Origin of the sequence: Anaeromyxobacter paludicola (assembly GCF_023169965.1) — a bacterium.
Taxonomy (GTDB): Bacteria; Myxococcota; Myxococcia; order Myxococcales; family Anaeromyxobacteraceae; genus Anaeromyxobacter_B; species Anaeromyxobacter_B paludicola.
The window spans coordinates 3,195,529-3,213,790 of record NZ_AP025592.1 but is presented as its reverse complement, the minus strand read 5'-3'; the positions used below and the strand labels follow the sequence as shown (position 1 = coordinate 3,213,790).

The 18,262-nt window shown below is 73.0% G+C and carries 14 protein-coding genes; 11 read left to right on the top strand and 3 right to left on the bottom strand.

Annotated features, from left to right (window positions below):
- The first annotated feature begins 37 nt into the window (after positions 1–37).
- The 4 genes from atpE (at position 38) to pdxA (ending at position 3,251) form a co-directional block, all read left to right on the top strand.
- Positions 38–268, top strand: coding sequence for an ATP synthase F0 subunit C (atpE, locus tag AMPC_RS14375; protein WP_248341970.1), 231 nt, complete (start codon positions 38–40; stop codon positions 266–268).
- Positions 269–323: 55 nt separating this feature from the next.
- Positions 324–863: a F0F1 ATP synthase subunit B gene (gene atpF / locus AMPC_RS14370; protein ID WP_248341969.1), complete on the top strand. Its 540-nt coding sequence runs from the start codon at positions 324–326 to the stop codon at positions 861–863.
- A gap of 129 nt (positions 864–992) precedes the next feature.
- Positions 993–2,102: a redox-regulated ATPase YchF gene (gene ychF, locus AMPC_RS14365; RefSeq protein WP_248341968.1), complete on the top strand. Its 1,110-nt coding sequence runs from the start codon at positions 993–995 to the stop codon at positions 2,100–2,102.
- A gap of 111 nt (positions 2,103–2,213) precedes the next feature.
- On the top strand, positions 2,214–3,251 hold the full coding sequence (gene pdxA, locus AMPC_RS14360; RefSeq protein WP_248341967.1) for a 4-hydroxythreonine-4-phosphate dehydrogenase PdxA: 1,038 nt from the start codon (positions 2,214–2,216) through the stop codon (positions 3,249–3,251).
- Here pdxA and AMPC_RS14355 read toward each other — a convergent pair.
- The 3 genes from AMPC_RS14355 to mfd all read right to left on the bottom strand — a co-directional run bounded on the left by AMPC_RS14355 (position 3,248) and on the right by mfd (position 9,270).
- Complete coding sequence (locus tag AMPC_RS14355) at positions 3,248–4,285, bottom strand: peptidylprolyl isomerase (RefSeq protein ID WP_248341966.1); 1,038 nt, start codon at positions 4,283–4,285, stop codon at positions 3,248–3,250. The genes pdxA and AMPC_RS14355 overlap by 4 nt on opposite strands.
- Positions 4,286–4,375: 90 nt before the next feature.
- Positions 4,376–5,395, bottom strand: a complete 1,020-nt coding sequence (locus AMPC_RS14350; protein WP_248341965.1) for a peptidylprolyl isomerase — start codon at positions 5,393–5,395, stop codon at positions 4,376–4,378.
- A 95-nt stretch (positions 5,396–5,490) separates the two neighbouring features.
- Positions 5,491–9,270, bottom strand: coding sequence for a transcription-repair coupling factor (gene mfd / locus AMPC_RS14345; protein ID WP_248341964.1), 3,780 nt, complete (start codon positions 9,268–9,270; stop codon positions 5,491–5,493).
- Positions 9,271–9,727: 457 nt separating this feature from the next.
- Between mfd and AMPC_RS14340 the strand changes: the two genes are divergently transcribed.
- The 7 genes from AMPC_RS14340 (at position 9,728) to AMPC_RS14310 (ending at position 17,963) form a co-directional block, all read left to right on the top strand.
- Positions 9,728–10,429 (top strand): tetratricopeptide repeat protein, encoded by a 702-nt coding sequence (locus AMPC_RS14340; RefSeq protein ID WP_248341963.1) that lies wholly within the window; start codon positions 9,728–9,730, stop codon positions 10,427–10,429.
- Positions 10,430–10,436: 7 nt separating this feature from the next.
- On the top strand, positions 10,437–11,510 hold the full coding sequence (gene hrcA, locus AMPC_RS14335) for a heat-inducible transcriptional repressor HrcA (protein ID WP_248341962.1): 1,074 nt from the start codon (positions 10,437–10,439) through the stop codon (positions 11,508–11,510).
- Positions 11,511–11,707: 197 nt separating this feature from the next.
- The gene (locus AMPC_RS14330) at positions 11,708–12,463 is read left to right on the top strand and encodes a nucleotide exchange factor GrpE (protein WP_248341961.1); all 756 of its coding nucleotides are present in this window, start codon (positions 11,708–11,710) and stop codon (positions 12,461–12,463) included.
- Positions 12,464–12,487: 24 nt separating this feature from the next.
- Positions 12,488–14,314, top strand: a complete 1,827-nt coding sequence (gene dnaK, locus AMPC_RS14325) for a molecular chaperone DnaK (RefSeq protein WP_248341960.1) — start codon at positions 12,488–12,490, stop codon at positions 14,312–14,314.
- Between the two features lie 126 nt (positions 14,315–14,440).
- A complete protein-coding gene (gene dnaJ / locus AMPC_RS14320; RefSeq protein WP_449658152.1) occupies positions 14,441–15,565 on the top strand; it encodes a molecular chaperone DnaJ in 1,125 nt (374 codons plus the stop codon).
- Positions 15,566–15,574: 9 nt separating this feature from the next.
- The gene (locus tag AMPC_RS14315) at positions 15,575–17,005 is read left to right on the top strand and encodes a penicillin-binding protein activator (RefSeq protein WP_248341959.1); all 1,431 of its coding nucleotides are present in this window, start codon (positions 15,575–15,577) and stop codon (positions 17,003–17,005) included.
- A 16-nt stretch (positions 17,006–17,021) separates the two neighbouring features.
- On the top strand, positions 17,022–17,963 hold the full coding sequence (locus AMPC_RS14310; RefSeq protein WP_248341958.1) for a site-2 protease family protein: 942 nt from the start codon (positions 17,022–17,024) through the stop codon (positions 17,961–17,963).
- Positions 17,964–18,262: the final 299 nt, after the last annotated feature.

The following is an 18,262-nucleotide window of genomic DNA, read 5'->3' as shown; positions in this document are numbered from 1 at the left end:
GTCCCCTTCAACCGCCCCACAACGAAGGAAGTCCACCATGAACTCCGTCGCTCTCGCGTTCCTCTCCGCCGGCTTTGGCGCCGGTCTCGCCGTCCTCGGCGCCGGCCTCGGCATCGGCAAGCTCGCCGCCGCCGCCCTCGAGGGCTCGGCCCGCCAGCCCACCGCCGCCGGCGACATCCGCACCTCGATGATCATCGCCGCCGCCCTCATCGAAGGCGTGACGCTGTTCGCCATCGTGGTCTGCGTCCTCCTCGCCATCAAGACGTAGCGGCCGGCAGGACCGCAGCGCCGCCGCAGCAGGTTTCGCCCACACGGAGTCCTCGATGACGTCACTCGCCAGCTCGTTCTCCCCGGTGCTCGCCGCCGGCCTCATGGACCTCAAGCCGGGGCTCGTCCTCTGGACGGCCATCACCTTCCTCATCCTGGTGGCGGTGCTCTCCAAGTTCGCCTGGGGCCCCATCGTCAAGATGCTCGACGAGCGCGAGCGGACCATCCGCGAGGCGCTCGAGCAGTCGAAGAAGGAGCGCGCCGAGGCCGAGCGGATGATGGCCGAGCAGAAGGAGACGCTCGCCGCCGCCCGCAAGGAGGCCGCCGAGCTCGCCAAGAAGAGCGCGGCCGACATCGAGGTCCTCCGGGCCGACCTGACGGCGCGGGCGCGCAAGGAGGCCGACGAGCTCGTCGCCCAGGCGCGCAAGCAGATCAACGAGGAGAAGGCCAAGGCGATGGGCGAGCTCAAGGCCCAGGTGGCGGACCTCGCCATCGACGCCGCCAGCCGGCTCATCCAGGGCAGCCTCGACGACAAGGCGCAGCGCAAGCTGGTGGAGGACTACCTCGCCCAGCTCCCGTCCAACCGGGCGGCGTAGCGCCTCGCCTCGCGAACCTCTCGGCTCCGGCGCGCCCTCCGCGGCCGCCGGAGCCGTTTCATTTTTCCAAGGGGGGCGCGGCCCCCCGCCACTTGCCGAACCGCCGCGATCGCGGCTAGGAACACCGCCATGGGTCTCAGCATCGGAATCGTCGGCCTGCCCAACGTGGGCAAGTCCACCCTCTTCAACGCCCTGAGCGGCTCGGCCAAGGCGCAGGCGGCCAACTACCCGTTCTGCACCATCGACCCGAACGTCGGGGTGGTGCCGGTGCCGGACGAGCGGCTGGCGCGGCTCGCCACCGTGTTCAAGTCGAAGAAGCTGGTCCCGACCACGCTCGAGTTCGTGGACATCGCCGGCCTCGTCGCCGGCGCCTCCAAGGGGGAGGGGCTCGGGAACCAGTTCCTGTCGCACATCCGCCAGGTGGACGCGGTGGCGCACGTGCTCCGCTGCTTCGTCGATCCCGACGTGGTGCACGTGGGCGGGAAGGTGGATCCGCGCAGCGATCGCGACGTGGTCGAGACCGAGCTCATGCTGAAGGACCTCGAGTCGGTCGAGAAGCGGCGCGAGCGGACCCAGAAGAACGTGAAGATCCCCGGCAAGGCCGGAGAGCAGGCCAAGCTCGAGCTCGCGGTGCTCGAGAAGGTGAAGGCGGGGCTGGAGAGCGGCGTGCCGGTGCGAGCCCAGAAGCTCGGCGAGGAGGAGCGGCCGGTCCTCGGGGACATGTTCCTGCTCACCGACAAGCCGGTCATCTACATCGCCAACGTGGACGAGTCGCAGCTCGCCAGGCGGGACGATCCGGGCATCCAGGCCGTGAAGGAGATGGCCGAGGCCGAGGGCGCGAAGGCCGTCGTCATCTGCGGCAAGGTCGAGTCGGAGCTGGCCGAGCTGGCCGACGCCGAGCGCAAGGAGTTCCTCGAGAGCCTGGGGCTCGCCGAGCCGGGCCTGAACGCGCTCGTGCGCGCCGGCTACGAGGAGCTCGGCCTCATCACCTTCCTCACCGCGGGGCCGGAGGAGAGCCGCGCCTGGACCGTGAAGAAGGGCGCCCGGGCCCCCCAGGCCGCCGGCGTCATCCACACCGACTTCGAGCACGGGTTCATCAAGGCCGAGGTCATGGGCTTCGAGGACCTCGTCACCCTCGGCAGCGAGGCGGCGGTGAAGGAGAAGGGGCTCATGCGGATGGAGGGCAAGGAGTACGTCGTGAAGGACGGCGACGTGATGCACTTCCGGTTCAATGTCTGAGAGGGCAGGGCCGCCCCGCGTGGAACCTCTCGTGGAACGGTGCCGGAGATCCGCGGACGCTGGGTCCGTGACCAGGGGAATGCCGTGACGAGACGCCGGGTTGCGGGGCCAGTGCGCGTCGCCGTGAGCATGGGCGACCCCTCGGGCATCGGGGCCGAGGTGACCGCCAAGGCCCTCGCCCGGATCTCCGGCACCGGTGCCGGAGGTGGTCGGCGGTCAGCGGACGAGGCGAGCCCGGGGCCGGCGGTGGTCCCGGTCGTCTTCGGAGACGGCCCCATCCTGGCCCGCGCCCTGGCCGACGCCGGCGTCGAGCTGCCGGTGGTCGGTGCCGGAGGTCCTGTCCCGAATGGGGGAGCGGTGGTGGCGATGACCGCCCTGCCGGCGCGCGCCTGCCGGCCGGGAAGGCCGTCACCCGAAGGGGGGGCCGCCCAGCTCGCGTACCTCGAGGCCGCCTTCCAGGCGGTCACCTCCGGCACCGCCGAGGCGCTCTGCACGGCGCCGGTCTCGAAGGCGCAGGTGGCGACCGCGCTGCCGGGCTTCGTCGGCCACACCGAGTGGCTCACCGAGCTCACCGGCACGAAGCGCTCGGTGATGATGCTCGCCGGCGCGCGGCTCCGGGTGGCGCTGGTGACGAACCACCTCGCCCTCGCCGAGGTGCTCGAGGCGGTCACGCCGGCCGAGATCCTGGCCACCCTCGCCGTGACCGACGCCGCCATGCGCCGCGACTTCGGCCTGCGCCGCCCCCGGCTCGCGGTCTGCGCCATGAACCCACACGCCGGGGAGGGCGGCGCGTTCGGCGACGAGGAGGCGCGGGTGGTGGAGCCCGCGATCGCGCGCGCGCGTCGCCGCGGCATCGCCGCCTCCGGCCCGTACCCAGCCGACAGCGTCTTCTTCCGGGCGGCGCGGGGCGAGTTCGACGCCGTGGTCGCGCTCTACCACGACCAGGGGCTCATCCCCGTGAAGCTGCTCGACGCCCTCCTGGACGACCCGGCCGTCAACGTGACGCTGGGGTTGCCCATCGTCCGCACCAGCCCCGATCACGGGGTGGCCTACGACCTCGCGGGGAAGGGCAGGGCGAGCGAGGCGAGCATGGTGGCGGCGCTGCAGCTCGCGGCCCGGATGGCCGCCGGGCGCCGCCGGCGCGCCTAGGGCTTCTTCTCGACGGCGGAGGCGGGCGCGGTGGCCGGCGCCTGGCCGGCGGCGGAGCCGAGGTCGGCCAGCTCCGGCATCTTGACCTCGATGATGGCGTCCTTGCGGAGCTCCGACACGTACTGGTTCCGGTAGCTCTCGAGCTGCTCGTTGGTGAGCCGGTCCCGGATCTCCTCCTTCACGTCGGCGAAGGGGCGGGGGCCGCCGCCGCGGAGATCCTCGACCTGGATGATCTGGAAGCCGAGCTGGGTGCGGAGCACGGGCGAGATCTCGCCCTTCTTCATCCGGAAGGCGGCCTTCTCGAGGTCGGGCTGCACCATGCCGCGCTTGAGCCAGCCGAGCTCGCCGCCCTCGGCGGCGCTCGGGCCCTGCGACACCTCGCGGGCCACCTGGGCGAAGTCGGCGCCGCCGCGGACCCGCTTCAGCGCCGCCTCGGCCCGCGCCTCCACCTTGCCCTCCTCCGACTTCGGCGCGGCCGGGTCGAGCGCCAGGAAGATGTGGCGGACCCTCACCTCCTCGCCGGCGGTGAACTGCGCCAGGTGCGACTGGTAGTAGGCCTGCAGGTCCTCGTCGGTGACCTTCACCTTGCTGCGGACCTTCACCTGCATGAGCCGCATCGACTCGAGGTCGCGCTTCACCGCCTTGCGGAACGCGTCGCGCGACAGCCCCTGCTCGGCCAGCGCGCGGTCGAGCCCCGCCTCGTCGAGCTTGTTGCGGGTCTTGATGTCGGCGATGGCGCCGTCCACCTCGGCGTCGGTCACCTCGAGCTGCAGCGCCGTGGCCTGCGCGTCGAAGAGCCGCTCCGAGACCACGCGGTCGAAGGCGAGCCGCAGCGCCCGGGTGCGCTCCTTCTCCGCCTCCGGGCCGGTCTCCTTCTCGAGCTCCCGGTACTGCGGGCCGAGCCGGTCGATCAGCTCGCCGAGCGTGACGACCTCCCCGTTCACCACCGCGGCGACGCGGTCGATGACGCGCCCGGGCGCGGTGGACGCGGCGGGGGCGGCGGCGAGGAAGGCGGCGAGGAGGAGGCTCGTCATGGGGGGTCCGTGGTCCAGTTTCGGAAAAGAGAAGCGCCCTGCCGCGGTGGTGCGGCAGGGCGCGGTTCTAGCCTTGCTGCGTGCGCCTCGCTACTTGGCGGCCGGCGCCGGGGCCGGCATCGGCGGGTGGGCGACGTTGGCGCCGCCGCCCATCGGGGCGCGGGGAGCCCCGCCGCCCATCATGCCGCCACCCATGCCACCGCCCATCATCCCGCCCATGCCGGCGGGGGCCGCGGCGACCTCGACCTTCTCGAGCTCGGCGTCGTTCACCTTCACGTTCGCCTTGTCCTTGAGCTGCTTCGTGAACTCGTCGAACTCCTTCTTCTTCTTCTCGCTCCAGAGGCGGCTCGCGATCTGGGCCTTCACCTGGTCGAAGGGCCGGTTGATCTCCTCCTGGTGCCCGGTGACCTTGGCGATGACGAAGCCCTGCGGGGTCTCGATCGGGCCGGCCTCGTCGTTGTCCTTCAGCGGGGCGACCGCGTCGGCGAACGCCTTGCCGTACGCCTTCTCGAGCTCGTCCTTGGTCTTGTAGCCGACGTCGCCGCCGGTGGCCTTGGAGGCGTCGTCCTGCGAGGTCTCGCGCGCCACGTTGGCGAAGGCGAGCGGGTTCTTCTTCTCCTGCTCCTTGAGCGCCGCGGCGGTCTTCTTGGCGGCGGCGCCGTCCTTCACCACGATCACCGAGAGCCGCTGCTTGGCGGCCTTCTGGTAGTCGTCCTTGTGCTCGTCGTAGAACTTCTGGAGCTCGGCGTCCGGGATGTTCTTCGCGCCCTCGGTGTCGGCGAACTTCTTCTGCAGGTACTTCTGCACCATCGCCCGCTTCACGAGGTACTGGACGTCGGGGTCCTTCTCCATCCCGGCCTTCTGCGCCTCGCCGGCGAGGAGCTCGAACTGGACCAGGTTCTGGAGGAACTCCTTCTTCCGGTCGAGCGAGGTGAAGCGCTGGCGGATGAAGGGCGACTGCTCGTCGAGGCGGGCCTTCAGCTCCGGGGCGGTGATGGTCACGCCGTTACCGGAAGCGACCACCGGGCCGGACTTGCCGGGCGCGCCCTTGTTGCACGCGACGAGGCCGGCGGCGGCCACGACCGAGACGACGATCGAGCGGCGGAACATGGATCGGGTTCTCCTGACTGGGGAAAAGGTTGGAGCGGCCTCCCCGGGCCGCGGACGGGTGACAAAGAGCACAAGCAACGGCCCGGATCAAGGCGTCAGTCCGCCGTGGCGACCCGGGCGAGGCCGGCCAGGACCTCCTTCGCGGCGCGCAGCATCTCGAGCCCGTGGGCGGCCTCCTGCGCGGGCGTGGGCGCGAGCGGCGGGGGCGGCGGGCGCGAGGCGGCGGTGCGGCCGGGCGCCGCCTTGACGCGGGCCTTCCCCGCCGGGCGGGCCGGCTTCTCGGGCGGGGGCGCGACGCTCCCACCTTGCCCCACGTGCGCCACGAGCTTCATGTCGGGCGTGAGCCGCAGCGCGCCGCTCGAGGCCTGCACCCGCTTGGCGAGCTGGAAGGGGTCGAGCGCCGCCTGGTCCCCGAGGGTGAAGACGAGCCGCCCCGGCCCGCTCTCGAGCGCCCGGATCCGCAGCGCGCGCAGCCGGACCTTCACCTCGTGCAGGGCGCAGAGCGCGTCCACCTCGTCGGGCGCGTCGCCGTAGCGGTCCACGATCTCGGCCCGGATCTCGTCGAGCTCCTCGTCCGACGAGGCCTGCGCGAAGCGCTTGTAGAAGTAGAGCCGCTGGTGGACGTCGGGCATGTACGGGTCGGGGATGAAGGCCGGCACCGGCAGCTGCACGTCCGGGTCGATCTCCTCCCGGGGCGGCTCGCCCTTGAGCTCGCGCACCGCCTCGTCCATGAGCTGCGTGTAGAGGTCGAACCCGACCGCCTCGATGTGGCCGGACTGGTCCTTGCCGAGCAGGTTGCCCGCGCCGCGGATCTCGAGGTCGTGGCTCGCGATCTTGAAGCCGGCGCCCAGCTCGGAGAACTGCTGCAGGACCTCGAGCCGCTTCTGGGCGTCCTTCGTCACCGGGCGGCGCGCCGGCACGAGGAGCCAGGCGTAGGCGCGCTCGCGGCTCCGGCCGACGCGGCCGCGGATCTGGTAGAGCTGCGACAGGCCGAAGTGGTCGGCGCGGTTCACGATGATGGTGTTCGCGCTCGGGATGTCGAGGCCGCTCTCGATGATCGACGAGGCGATGAGCACGTCGATCTCGCGGTTCACGAACCGGCTCATCACCTTCTCGAGCTGCCCCTCGCCCATCTGCCCGTGCGCCACGCCGAGCCGCGCCCCCGGCACGAGCTCGGAGAGGAACTTCTCGATGGCCGCGATCGAGCGGACGCGGTTGTGGACGAAGTAGACCTGCCCGCCGCGCTTCAGCTCCTGCTCGATGGCCTCCTTGATCGCGCCCGGGTCGAACTTCACCACGAAGGTGCGGATGGAGCGGCGGTCCTCCGGCGGCGTGGCGATGATCGAGAGGTCGCGGGCGCCGGCGAGGCTCATGTGCAGCGTGCGCGGGATGGGGGTCGCGGTGAGCGTGAGGACGTCCACGAGCTTGCGCAGCTTCTTGAGCCGCTCCTTGTGCGCCACGCCGAAGCGCTGCTCCTCGTCCACCACGATGAGCCCGAGGTCCTTGAAGGAGACGTCGGCGGCGAGGAGCCGGTGGGTGCCGATGACGATGTCCACCTTGCCGGCGGCGGCGTCCTTGAGGAGCTGGCGCACCGCCTCGGCCGACTTCATGCGCGACACGGCCTCGATGCGGACCGGGTAGCCCTTGAAGCGCTCGCGGAAGTTCCGCTCGTGCTGGGCGGCGAGCACGGTGGTGGGGACGAGCACCGCCACCTGCTTCTTCGAGAGCACCGAGAGCATGGCGGCGCGCATCGCCACCTCGGTCTTGCCGTAGCCCACGTCGCCGCACACCAGGCGATCCATCGGGCCTTTGCCCGCGGCCCGTTCGCCGGCCTTGAGCATGTCCTGCACCACGTCCTCGATGGCGCGCGCCTGGTCGGGGGTGGGCTCGTAGGGGAACTCGGCCTCGAACTCGCGGAAGAGCTCCTCCGGCTCCTTGAACTCGAAGCCGGGGTGGGCGGCCCGGGCGGCGTACACGTCGAGCAGCTCCGCCGCCATCTTGAGGAGCTGCTCCTTCACCCGCGCCTTGCGCAGGGCGAAGGACTGCCCGCCGAGCTTGTCGAGCCGCACCGCCTCGGCCGCGGCGCCGGTGAACTTCTGCACCTGGCGCAGCTTGGAGACCGGGAGGTAGAGCCGGTCGGCCCCCTCGTACGCGAGCACGAGGAAGTCGGCCTCGACCCCGCGGATCTGCATCTTGGTGAGCCCGAGGTACTTCGCGATTCCGTGCTCGACGTGGACGACGAGGTCGCCCTCGTTGAGCTCGCGGAAGCTCGCCGCGAAGGCGTTGTCCGCCTTGGCGGCGCGGACCTTCCGGCGCGCCTTCTTCCCGAAGATCTCCTCGTCGGAGAGGAGCGCCAGCCGGGAGCCGGCGTCCACGAAGCCGGCGGTGACGTCGCCCGGCACGAGGTGGGCGTGGATGGCCGGGTCGTACCAGGGGGCGGAGGGCTCGGTGCCGGAGAACGGTCCCGGATGGGTGCGGACGGCCTGGCGGCGGTCCTCGAGGAGCCGGCGGAGCCGGTCGGCCGAGCCGGGGCTGGCGCAGGCGACCACCGTCGAGATGCCGCGCCGGCGCCAGTCGTCGAGCCGGCGCAGGAGCGGCGCGAGCGCCCCCTCCTCGCCGTGGGCGCCCTCGATCTCGGCCCGGAGCCCCGCGGTCTCCTCGAGCTGGAAGGCGATGGGCGGCGCCGTACCGAGCCAGACCCGGTGCCGGAGGACGCGCGGCAACCCCGCGATCTTCGCCAGGGCCTCGGATTTGCCGAGGAAGTGGGCCGCGGGCGGCAGCGCCAGCTCGTCGCGCTTCACCGCCCCCCGGTGCTCGCGCTCGAGCTCCTCGTCGAGGTCCTGGAGCGCGGCCTCGACGTTGGCGGCGTCGTCCACGTACGCCACGAGCCGCTCGGGCAGGTAGTCGAAGAGGGTGCCGAGGCCGCCCCGGTGGAAGCCGGGGAGGAGCGCCTCCATACCGAAGAACGGGGTGCCGGCGTCCACCGCGTCGAGGATCTCGCGGACGCGGGTGGTCGGGCGGTCCACCCGCTCGGCGAGCTCCCGGACCGCCTCCTTGGCGGCCGCCTTGCCCCCCTCGGTGAAGAGCGCCTCGCGCGCCGGGCAGAGCACCACCTCCGGCACCTCTTCGGTGGTCCGCTGGCCGTCGGGATCGAAGGCGCGGCAGCTCTCGATCTCGTCGCCGAAGAACTCGAGCCGGACCGGGCGCGAGTCGAGCGGGCTCCAGAGGTCCACGATCCCGCCGCGGACCGCGAACGCGCCCGGGTCCTCCACCAGCGGGACGCGCGTGTAGCCGAGCGCCACCAGGCGCGACGCCAGCGCCTCCCGCTCGATCTGCACCCCCTTGCCGAGGATGTCGGTCAGCTCGTCGAAGACCGCCTTCGGCACCATGCGCCGGGCGAGGGCGCGGGCCGAGACCACCACCGCCCGGACCTTCTCGCGCAGGTGAAGGCGGCAGAGGGCGGCGAGCCGCTCCATCTCGAGGCCGCGGTCGGGCGAGAGGTCGTCGTAGGGGAGCACCGGGTCGGCGGGGACCCGGAGGACGGCCGAGTCTCCGGCGAGGGCGGTGCCGGAGGTGCCCGCGGCCCGATCTCCGGCACCGGGGGCGGTCCCGCCACTTACCGAGTGGTTGTGGCCAGTTGCGAGGAAGAAGGCGAGGTCGCGGGCGAGGAGATCGGCCTCCTCCTCGTCCTGCGCGACGGCGAGGAGGACGGGCGCGGGCTGGCCCTTGGGCGTGGCGAGGAGGGCGCGCGCCAGCAGGCCGCGGGCGGCGCCGGACAGGCCGGTGACCTCGGCCGGGCGCCCTTCGGCGAGCGCGCGCAGGACCTCCCGGACGGCGGGGCTGTCGGATGGGGTCGTTCGTTCCTGGAAAGCCAAGGGCGGCGGCATGATAGCGGCGGGTGCCGGAGGCGGCGGCGAAAAGTGCCAGGAAGACGCGACACCAGCGGCGCGAGTCGTCCTTCGCCGCCGGTCGCCGGCGTGGGGGCGTCCTCCTGGTGAGGCGAGGAGAGCGCTCCGACTCCAGAGACCCGTGCGCCGATTCTCGCTGCGCCGCCGGTGTCGGGGAGGGATCTAACCCGGTGCCGGAGGTCGCGCCCGCGAGCCGGTGCCGGAGGTGAGGCTCGGGCCCGGTGCCGGGGGCCCGGTGCCGGAGGCGAGGTCCCGGGCGGAGGCCGTGCAGGAGGCGGGGACCCGGCCGGCGTCCGGCCGGTGCCGGAGAACCGGGCGCCACCCCCGCCCGGAGCAGAGCGCGCGATCCGTCGCTTCCTTGAAAGGCCTACTCCCCCCCGCTAGACTCGAAGCTGGGGAGCCGCCGCCGCGGCGCTCGAAAACCATGTTTCGCCCACGCTTCCACCCCGCGCTGCTGGCGCTGCTGGCCCTCGCCGCCTGCGGCGGGGTCGATGCCGGCCAGCCGGGCGTGAAGGCCGAGGCCTCCCCGGTCCTGGCGGCCATCGCCTCCCCGGACGGCCCCGGCCGCGCCCAGCTGCAGTCGGGCGCTGCCGAGGCGGCTCGTGCCACCTTCGAGGCAGCCCTCTCCGCCGACCCGAACAAGCTCTCGGCCCTGAACGACCTCGCCCTCGGCTACTCCCTCGAGGGCCGCTCGGACGCCGCCCGCCAGCTCCTCGAGGAGGTGGTGGCCCGCGGCGCGCCGCGCGACCAGCAGCTCGCCCTCGTGAACCTGGGCGAGCTCTACGCCCTCGACGGCTACGCCAGCGCCGCCGCCGCCTACTTCGAGTCGGCCCGTGGCATCGATCCCACCCGCCCCGAGCCGCTCTACGCCGTCGCGCTCCTCGCCGACGCCCGGGGCGACGCCGCCCAGGCCCGCGCCGCCCTCCGCGACGCCGTCCGGGCCGACGACGGCTCGGCCCTCCGCTCGCTCGCCTACGTGCAGCCCGAGGAGCGCACCCACCTCGAGGCGCTCCTCGCCGAGCTCCGCGGCGACCGCGCCACGGCGCAGGCCCGCTTCCAGGCCCTCGCCGCCGGCCGCTTCCCCGCGCTCGCCGCGGCGGCGCAGCGCCACCTCGAGGAGCCCTGAGGTCGAGATGGCCTCCGACTCGCCGGAGCTGGGCAGGCGGGAGCGCGAGATCCTCCGCGCGCTGGTCCAGGACTACATCCACGGCGGCGAGCCGGTCGCGAGCCAGCCGCTCCTCGCACGGCACGACTTCGACTGCTCGCCGGCGACCATCCGCAACGTGATGGCCGACCTCGAGGCGCTCGGCTACCTCGCGAAGCCGCACGCCTCGTCCGGCCGCGTCCCCACCAGCCGCGGCTACCGGCTCTACGTGGACACGCTCCTCAAGGTCCGGCCGCCCTCGGCCCAGGAGCGGGAGCGGATCGAGCGCGCCACGCAGGCCGCCCCCGACGTCGGCGCGCTCTTCGAGGACACCGCCGGGCTCCTGCACTCGCTCTCCCACCACGTGGGCGTGGTGACGACGCCGCGGCCGATGAGCGACCCGGTCCGGCAGCTCGAGTTCGTGCGGCTGCGCGAGAACCGCGTGCTCGCGGTCTTCGTCTCGCAGGCCGGGCTCGTGACCAACAAGCTCCTCACCCTCGAGTTCGCCATGGACGCGAGCGAGCTCGAGCGGGCCGCGAGCTACCTCAACGCCAAGCTCGCGAGCGCGCCGTTCCAGGAGCTGCGCGAGCGGATCCTGGCCGACATGCGCGCCGACGAGTCGGCCCTGCACGGCCTGCTGGCGAAGGCGCTCCGCCTGGCGGAGCAGACCGCCGAGGCCCAGGGCGCCGGGCGCCCGGAGGCGCAGGTGGTGCTCGAGGGCGAGGCGAGCGTGCTCGACGCCCCCGAGTTCGCCGACGTCACCAAGGCGCGCGCCCTCCTGCGCGCCTTCGCCGAGAAGGACCGGATCCTGCGCGTCCTCGACCGCGTGCTCCGCTCGCGCGAGGTGCAGATCTACATCGGCGCCGAGAGCGAGCTCGCCGGCCTGCCGGACGTGAACGGCGAGGTGTCGGTGGTCGCGGCGCCGTACGTCCGCGGCGACGACGTGCTCGGCACGCTCGCCGTCATCGGCCCGACGCGCATGAACTACGCCCGGCTCATCCCGCTCGTGGACCTGACCGCCCGCGAGATCTCCCGCGCCCTGAGCGGCGGCGGCGAGCCCTGAGTCGCGGTCCGGGGTCGGGCCAGCCCCCCCGCGGCGGACGACTCCGGGGCCGGCGTCGTCGCCTGGCGCCCGCGCCCCTACATCCTTTTTTTCCCCCCGGCCGTGTGTCAGAATCGCTGCCCCTCCCAGTACTTGCGCCGGTCTGGCCCATAGGGGGCGAGAGCGTCGGCGCGCTCGCACGGGAGTGAGGTGCTGGCGTGTCCGACGATCCGAAGGGCTCCATCTCGGCCGACATCTCCGAAGACGCCATCGCCGCCGCGGTCGCCGCGGTCGAGCGGCACGAGCCGGGCGCGCCGGTGGAGGTCGAGGTCGAGCCCGACGCCGCGGCGCAGGCCGAGGCCGCCCTCGCCGCCGCGCGCGAGGAGCTCGCCCGCGCCGTCGAGGGCCAGGCGAAGCTCCGGGCCGAGCTCGACGAGGCCCAGTCCCGCCTGCTCCGGACCGCCGCCGACCTCGAGAACACCCGCAAGCGCGCCGCGCGCGAGAAGGAGGAGCTGAAGAAGTTCGCCGCCGAGCGGCTCCTCCACGACCTCGTGCCGGTGGTGGACAACCTCGATCGCGCCCTCGCGGCGGCGCCGGAGGGCGACCCGCTCGCCGGCGGCGTGAAGCTCGTGCTGAAGAGCTTCGAGGACGCGCTCGCCCGGCACGGCGTGAGGATCTTCTCGGCGCTCGGCGATCCGTTCGACCCCCGCGTGCACGAGGCGATCATGCAGGTGGAGGGCGACGCCGAGCCGGGCACGGTCGTGTTCCAGCACGGCCGCGGCTTCCTCCTCGCCGAGCGGCTGCTCCGCCCGGCCATGGTGGGCGTGGCGGTGGCGCGGCAGGGGGCCGCCGCCGCCGAGCCGCCGCCCGCCGCCGTCCCCGCTCCCGAGGCGCTGCCTGCCGAGGGCGAGGGCGCCGCCGCGGCACCCGCCGCTCCGCCCGCCGCGCCCGCGGACGGGGCCGGGCAGCCCTAAGGTCCGCACCAGGAAAGAGACGCCATGGGCAAGGTCATCGGAATCGATCTCGGCACGACCAACAGCTGCGTCGCGGTGATGGAGGGCGGCGAGCCGGTGGTGATCCCGAACAGCGAGGGCTCGCGCACCACCCCCTCGATGGTCGCCTTCACCGAGTCGGGCGAGCGGCTGGTGGGCCAGATCGCGAAGCGGCAGGCCATCACCAACCCCGACTCGACCGTCTACGTGGTGAAGCGGCTCATCGGCCGCAAGATGGGCGACGCCGAGGTCTCCCGCACCGCGAGCCTCGTGCCCTACCACATCGTGCCCGCCGACAACGGCGACGCCTGGGTCGAGGTGGACCGCAAGCGCTACTCGCCCGCCGAGGTCTCGGCGATGGTGCTCGCCAAGATGAAGCAGACCGCCGAGGACTACCTCGGCGAGTCGGTCACCGAGGCGATCGTCACCTGCCCGGCCTACTTCAACGACGCCCAGCGCCAGGCCACCAAGGACGGCGGCCGCATCGCCGGGCTCGAGGTGCTGCGCATCATCAACGAGCCGACGGCGGCGGCGCTCGCCTACGGCATCGACCGCCAGGAGGAGGGACGCTCCGAGAAGATCGCCGTCTACGACCTCGGCGGCGGCACCTTCGACATCACCATCCTCGAGCTCAACAGCGGCGTGTTCGAGGTGAAGGCCACCAACGGCGACACCTTCCTCGGCGGCGAGGACTTCGACCAGCGGATCATCGACTGGCTGGCCGACCGCTTCCGCGAGCAGCACCGGATCGACCTGCGCAAGGACCGGATGGCGCTGCAGCGGCTGAAGGAGGCCGCCGAGCGGGCCAAGCACGAGCTGTCGAGCGCCGGCGAGACGGAGGTGAACCTCCCCTTCATCACCGCCGACCCGGCCACCGGGCCGAAGCACCTCTCCGAGACCATCGACCGCAAGACGCTCGAGGAGCTGGTCGGCGACCTCGTCGAGAAGACCATCGAGCCCTGCCAGATCGCCCTCGCCGACGCCGGCGTGAAGCCGCAGGAGCTCGACAACGTGATCCTGGTCGGCGGCATGACGCGCATGCCGAAGGTCCAGGAGGTGGTGAAGCGCTTCTTCGGCCGGGAGCCGCACAAGGGCGTGAACCCCGACGAGGTGGTGGCGGTGGGCGCCGCCATCCAGGGCGGCGTGCTCAAGGGCGAGGTGAAGGACGTCCTCCTCCTCGACGTCTCGCCCCTCTCCCTCGGCGTCGAGACCGCCGGCGGCGTCTTCACCAAGATCATCGAGAAGAACACCACCGTCCCCGCGAAGAAGTCGCAGGTCTTCTCCACCGCGGTGGACAACCAGCCCCTCGTCTCGGTCCACGTGCTCCAGGGCGAGCGCGAGATGGCGGCCGACAACAAGACCCTGGCCCGCTTCGAGCTCGTGGGCATCCCGCCGGCGCCGCGCGGCGTGCCGCAGATCGAGGTCAGCTTCGACATCGACGCCAACGGCATCGTCCACGTCTCGGCCAAGGACCTCGGCACCGGCAAGACCCAGCAGATCCGGATCACCGCCTCCTCCGGCCTCTCCGAGGACGAGATCCAGCGGATGATCCGCGACGCCGAGTCGAACCAGACCGACGACAAGCGCAAGCGCGAGCTCGCCGACGCCCGCAACAACGCCGAGGGGCTCATCTACACCACCGAGAAGAGCGTCGAGGAGTACGCGAGCGCGCTCAAGCCGAACGACCTCGCCGAGATCAAGGCCGACCTCGAGGCCCTGAAGGCGGTGCTGGGCGCGGACGACCCCGCCCGGATCAAGGAGGCGCTCACCCGGCTGGAGGGCAGCGCCTACCGGATCGCCGACGCCATCTACGCGAGCACGAGCGGCGGGTAGCCGGTCGGTCTCCCCTCTCCCGCGCGGCGGGGGAGGGCCGGGGAGGGGCCGGCCCCGGCCGCCGGGCATTTGCCAGCCGGCAGCCCGGTTTTACATTCCTCGCGCGCCCGTGCGTGAGGACCTGGAATGACCTTGGAAAAGCGCGACTATTACGAAGTCCTCGGCGTGACCCGCGGCTCCACCGAGCAGGAGATCAAGAGCGCCTACCGGCGCCTCGCCCACCAGTACCACCCGGACAAGAACGAGGGCGACAAGGGGGCCGAGGAGCGCTTCAAGGAGTGCTCCGAGGCGTACGCGGTCCTCTCCGACCCCGACAAGCGCGCCCGCTACGACCAGTTCGGGCACGCCGGCGCCGGGGCCAATCCGTTCGAGGGCTTCGGCGGGGCGGCCAACATCAACGACATCTTCGGCGACATCTTCAGCGAGATGTTCGGCGGCGGCACGCGCCGGTCCCGCGGCCGGCCGCGCGGCTCCGACCTGCGCTACCACCTCGAGCTCTCCTTCGAGGAGGCGGCCTTCGGCACCACCGCGCGGCTCGAGCTGCCGCGCCCGAAGCGCTGCGCCCGCTGCGAGGGCTCGGGCGCGAAGCCGGGCACCCAGCCGCGCACCTGCCAGACCTGCGGCGGCGCCGGCGAGGTGCGGCTCACGCAGGGCTTCTTCTCGATCGCGCGCACCTGCCCCCGCTGCGGCGGCCAGGGCAAGGTCATCGTGGACAAGTGCCCGGACTGCGGCGGCGCCGGGATGCAGAAGGACGTCGCCACCGTCGAGGTGAAGGTCCCGCCCGGCGTGGACACCAACACGCGGCTCAAGCTCTCCGGCGAGGGCGAGCCGGCGCCGAGCCCCGGCGGGCTCCCCGGCGACCTCTACGTGGTGGTGCAGGTGCGCGAGCACCCGATCTTCCGGCGCGAGGACACCGAGGTGGTCTACGAGATGCCCATCTCGTTCACCCAGGCGGCGCTGGGCGCGGCGCTCGACGTCCCCACCCTCGACGGCCCAGTGAAGATGAAGATCCCGGCCGGCACGCAGAGCGGGAAGGTCTTCCGCCTGCGCGGCAAGGGCATCCCGGCGCTCAACGGCGGCGGGCGCGGCGACCAGCACGTCCGCGTGGTGGTCGAGACCCCGTCGCACCTCTCGAAGGAGCAGCGCGAGCTGCTGGAGCGCTTCGCGGCCCTGTCGGGGGAGGACACCCACCCGCAGACCCGCAGCTTCTGGGACAAAGTGGGCGACCTCATCGGCGCCAAGAAGCGTTAGAACACCGCCATGTCACATTACCTGGTGGCGGTCTCGCTGGTCCTCCTCGCCTGCGTGAAGCGCGTGCCGGAGGGCGACGAGGAGGGCGGCGCCACCCCGCAGCAGTCGGCGCCCGCGCGCGGCGGCACCGGCGCCGGCCCCGGCGCGGCGCGGCCCCTCCCGCCGCTCCCCGGCCAGGGCGCCCAGGTCGTCCCGCCCCCGGGCGCGCTCGCCACCGCCTCCATCGGCGTCGCCGTGCCGCTCTCCGGCCGCTACAAGGCCTGGGGCGACGCGATCGTCGCCGGGCTCGAGCTCGCGCTCGCCGACACGCCCTACCAGCTCGTGAAGCGCGACACGCGCGGCGAGCCGGGCGGCGCGGCCCAGGCCCTGGCGCAGCTCGCCCGCGAGGACCAGGTCATCGCCGCCGTGGGCGGCGTCACCAACGCCGAGGCGATGGCCGCCGCGCAGGCGGCCCAGGCCGAGGGCGTGCCGTTCATCTCGCTCTCCAAGGTGGACGGGGTCACGCAGGCCGGCGCCTTCGTCTTCCGCAACATGCTCACGGCGGAGGCCCAGACGGCCGCGCTCGCCGACTTCGCCGTCGCCCGCCGCGGGCTGAAGCGCTTCGCCACGCTCTACCCCGAGACGAGCTACGGCCAGGAGCTCGCCGGCAGCTTCGCCGGCGCGGTCGCCGCGCGCGGCGCCGAGGTGTCGAGCTCGGTCCCCTACGAGGCCGACCGGACCACCTTCTCGCCGATGGTGCGCGACCTCGTGGGCAAGTCGAGCCTCGAGCGCCGGGCCGACTACCGGAAGGCCGCCCAGGAGATCCAGAAGAACGAGAAGGACCCCTTCCGCCGCAAGAAGGCGCTGGAGAAGCTGCGCAAGGAGCTGCCCCCCATCATCACCTTCGACGCGGTCTTCATCCCCGACTTCGCGAAGAACGTGGCGCTGCTCGCCCCGGCCCTCGCCGTCGAGGACGTGATGACCCTCACCTGCGACGAGCCGGCCCTGGAGCGCTTCCGCAAGGCGACGAACCAGCCCGACGCGCGCGCGGTGCAGCTCCTCGGCGCGAACGGCTGGGACGATCCGGCCCTGGTGGCGAAGGCGTCGCGCTACGTCGAGTGCGCGGTCTTCGTGGACGGCTTCTTCGCCGGCTCGCAGCGGCCGGCGACGCGGCGGTTCGTGGAGGCCTTCGAGAAGCAGTACCAGCACCCGCCCACCATCCTCGAGGCCTCCGCCTTCGACGCCGCCGGGCTCCTGCGCGGCGCGCTCGAGGCCGGGGCGGTGAACCGCGAGGCGGTGCGGGCCCAGCTCACCTCCGGACGCCCCTGGCCGGGCGCCACCGGCGACCTCCGGTTCGACGCCCGCCGCGAGCCGGTCCGGCAGCTCTTCTTCCTCACCGCCGAGAAGGGCCAGCTGCGCGAGCTGACGCCCCAAGAGCTTTCTGCGCCGGGCGCCGGGTAGCCTTAGGCTCCCGAGGATGGACGCCGTCGCCGCGGTCCGCCGCGCCCGCTTCCCGTACGTGAACGCCGCGCTCTTCGCGGCCACCGCCGTCACCACCCTCTGGGCGGGCGCGCAGCTCGGCGAGCTCCCGCAGGCCGGCAACGCCGTGGCGCAGGTGGTGCTCGGGGGGCTGCCCTTCGCCGCCGCCATCCTCGGCATCCTGGTCTGCCACGAGATGGGCCACTACCTGCTCGGCAGGGCCTACGGGGTGGACTCGACGCTCCCCTTCTTCATCCCGGTCCCGTTCGGCTTCGGCACCTTCGGCGCGGTGATCCGGATCCGCTCGGCCATGCCGACGCGGCGGGCGGTCATCGACATCGGCGCGGCCGGGCCCATCGCCGGCTTCGTGGTGGCGGTGCCGCTCCTCGCCTGGGGGCTCGCGCACTCCGAGATCCGGGCCGTGGGGGAGGGGGCGGCGCAGGCCTCCAACGTCGGCTCGCCGTTCGCGATCCTGCGCGCGCTCTGGCTGCACCAGGAGCTCCGCGGCGGGGGCGGGCTCCAGATGATGGGGGACAGCCTCGTCACCTGGGGGGTGGCCAAGCTGGTGGTGGGCGCGCTCGCGCCCGGCTTCGACGTCTTCCTCCACCCCGTCGCGCTCGCCGCCTGGCTCGGGCTCTTCGTCACCACGCTCAACCTCATCCCCATCGGCCAGCTCGACGGCGGCCACGTCACCTACGCGCTCCTCGGCCGCCGGGGCGCGTTCTGGGTCTCGCGGGCGGTGAGCCTCGGGCTCCTCGGCTTCGGCATCTTCGCCTCCTGGAACTGGCTCATCTGGTGGCTCATCACCCTGTTCGGCGTGGGCCTGCGCCACCCGCCGGCGCTGGTCGAGGAGCCGCTCGGCCCGGGGCGCAAGCTGCTCGCGGTGGTGTCGCTGCTGCTGTTCCTCGCCACCTTCATCCCGGTGCCGATCGCGGTCTAGCGCCCGGAGCGCCCCCTCCCTGACCCTCCCCCGCCGTCGCGGGAGAGGGGAACCTCTCTGCGCTCCGCCGCCGTCGCGGCGAGCGGACCGCCTTCCTGCTCCTCGAGGCGGTGCGCGCGAGGAATCCTCGTTGAGCTCCCTCCCCGCCGGGCGGGGAGAGCCGGGGAGGGGCCGCCAGGAAGCCCGGTCCGCGTCCCGTGCTAGAACCTCGGCGTGCCGTCCCCGCTCGACCCCGCCGCCCAGGACCCCGTCACCGCCCTCCTCGGCCAGGGCGGCGCGCTCGCCCGCGCCCTCCCGGG

Coding starts and splice junctions, on each gene's coding strand:
- dnaK (WP_248341960.1), top strand. CDS start 12,488: ATGGGCAAGGTCATCGGAATCGATCTCGGCACGACCAACAGCTGCGTC.
- AMPC_RS14340 (WP_248341963.1), top strand. CDS start 9,728: ATGTTTCGCCCACGCTTCCACCCCGCGCTGCTGGCGCTGCTGGCCCTC.
- AMPC_RS14315 (WP_248341959.1), top strand. CDS start 15,575: ATGTCACATTACCTGGTGGCGGTCTCGCTGGTCCTCCTCGCCTGCGTG.
- dnaJ (WP_449658152.1), top strand. CDS start 14,441: ATGACCTTGGAAAAGCGCGACTATTACGAAGTCCTCGGCGTGACCCGC.
- AMPC_RS14350 (WP_248341965.1), bottom strand. CDS start 5,395: ATGTTCCGCCGCTCGATCGTCGTCTCGGTCGTGGCCGCCGCCGGCCTC.
- hrcA (WP_248341962.1), top strand. CDS start 10,437: ATGGCCTCCGACTCGCCGGAGCTGGGCAGGCGGGAGCGCGAGATCCTC.
- AMPC_RS14310 (WP_248341958.1), top strand. CDS start 17,022: ATGGACGCCGTCGCCGCGGTCCGCCGCGCCCGCTTCCCGTACGTGAAC.
- atpF (WP_248341969.1), top strand. CDS start 324: ATGACGTCACTCGCCAGCTCGTTCTCCCCGGTGCTCGCCGCCGGCCTC.
- ychF (WP_248341968.1), top strand. CDS start 993: ATGGGTCTCAGCATCGGAATCGTCGGCCTGCCCAACGTGGGCAAGTCC.
- atpE (WP_248341970.1), top strand. CDS start 38: ATGAACTCCGTCGCTCTCGCGTTCCTCTCCGCCGGCTTTGGCGCCGGT.
- AMPC_RS14355 (WP_248341966.1), bottom strand. CDS start 4,285: ATGACGAGCCTCCTCCTCGCCGCCTTCCTCGCCGCCGCCCCCGCCGCG.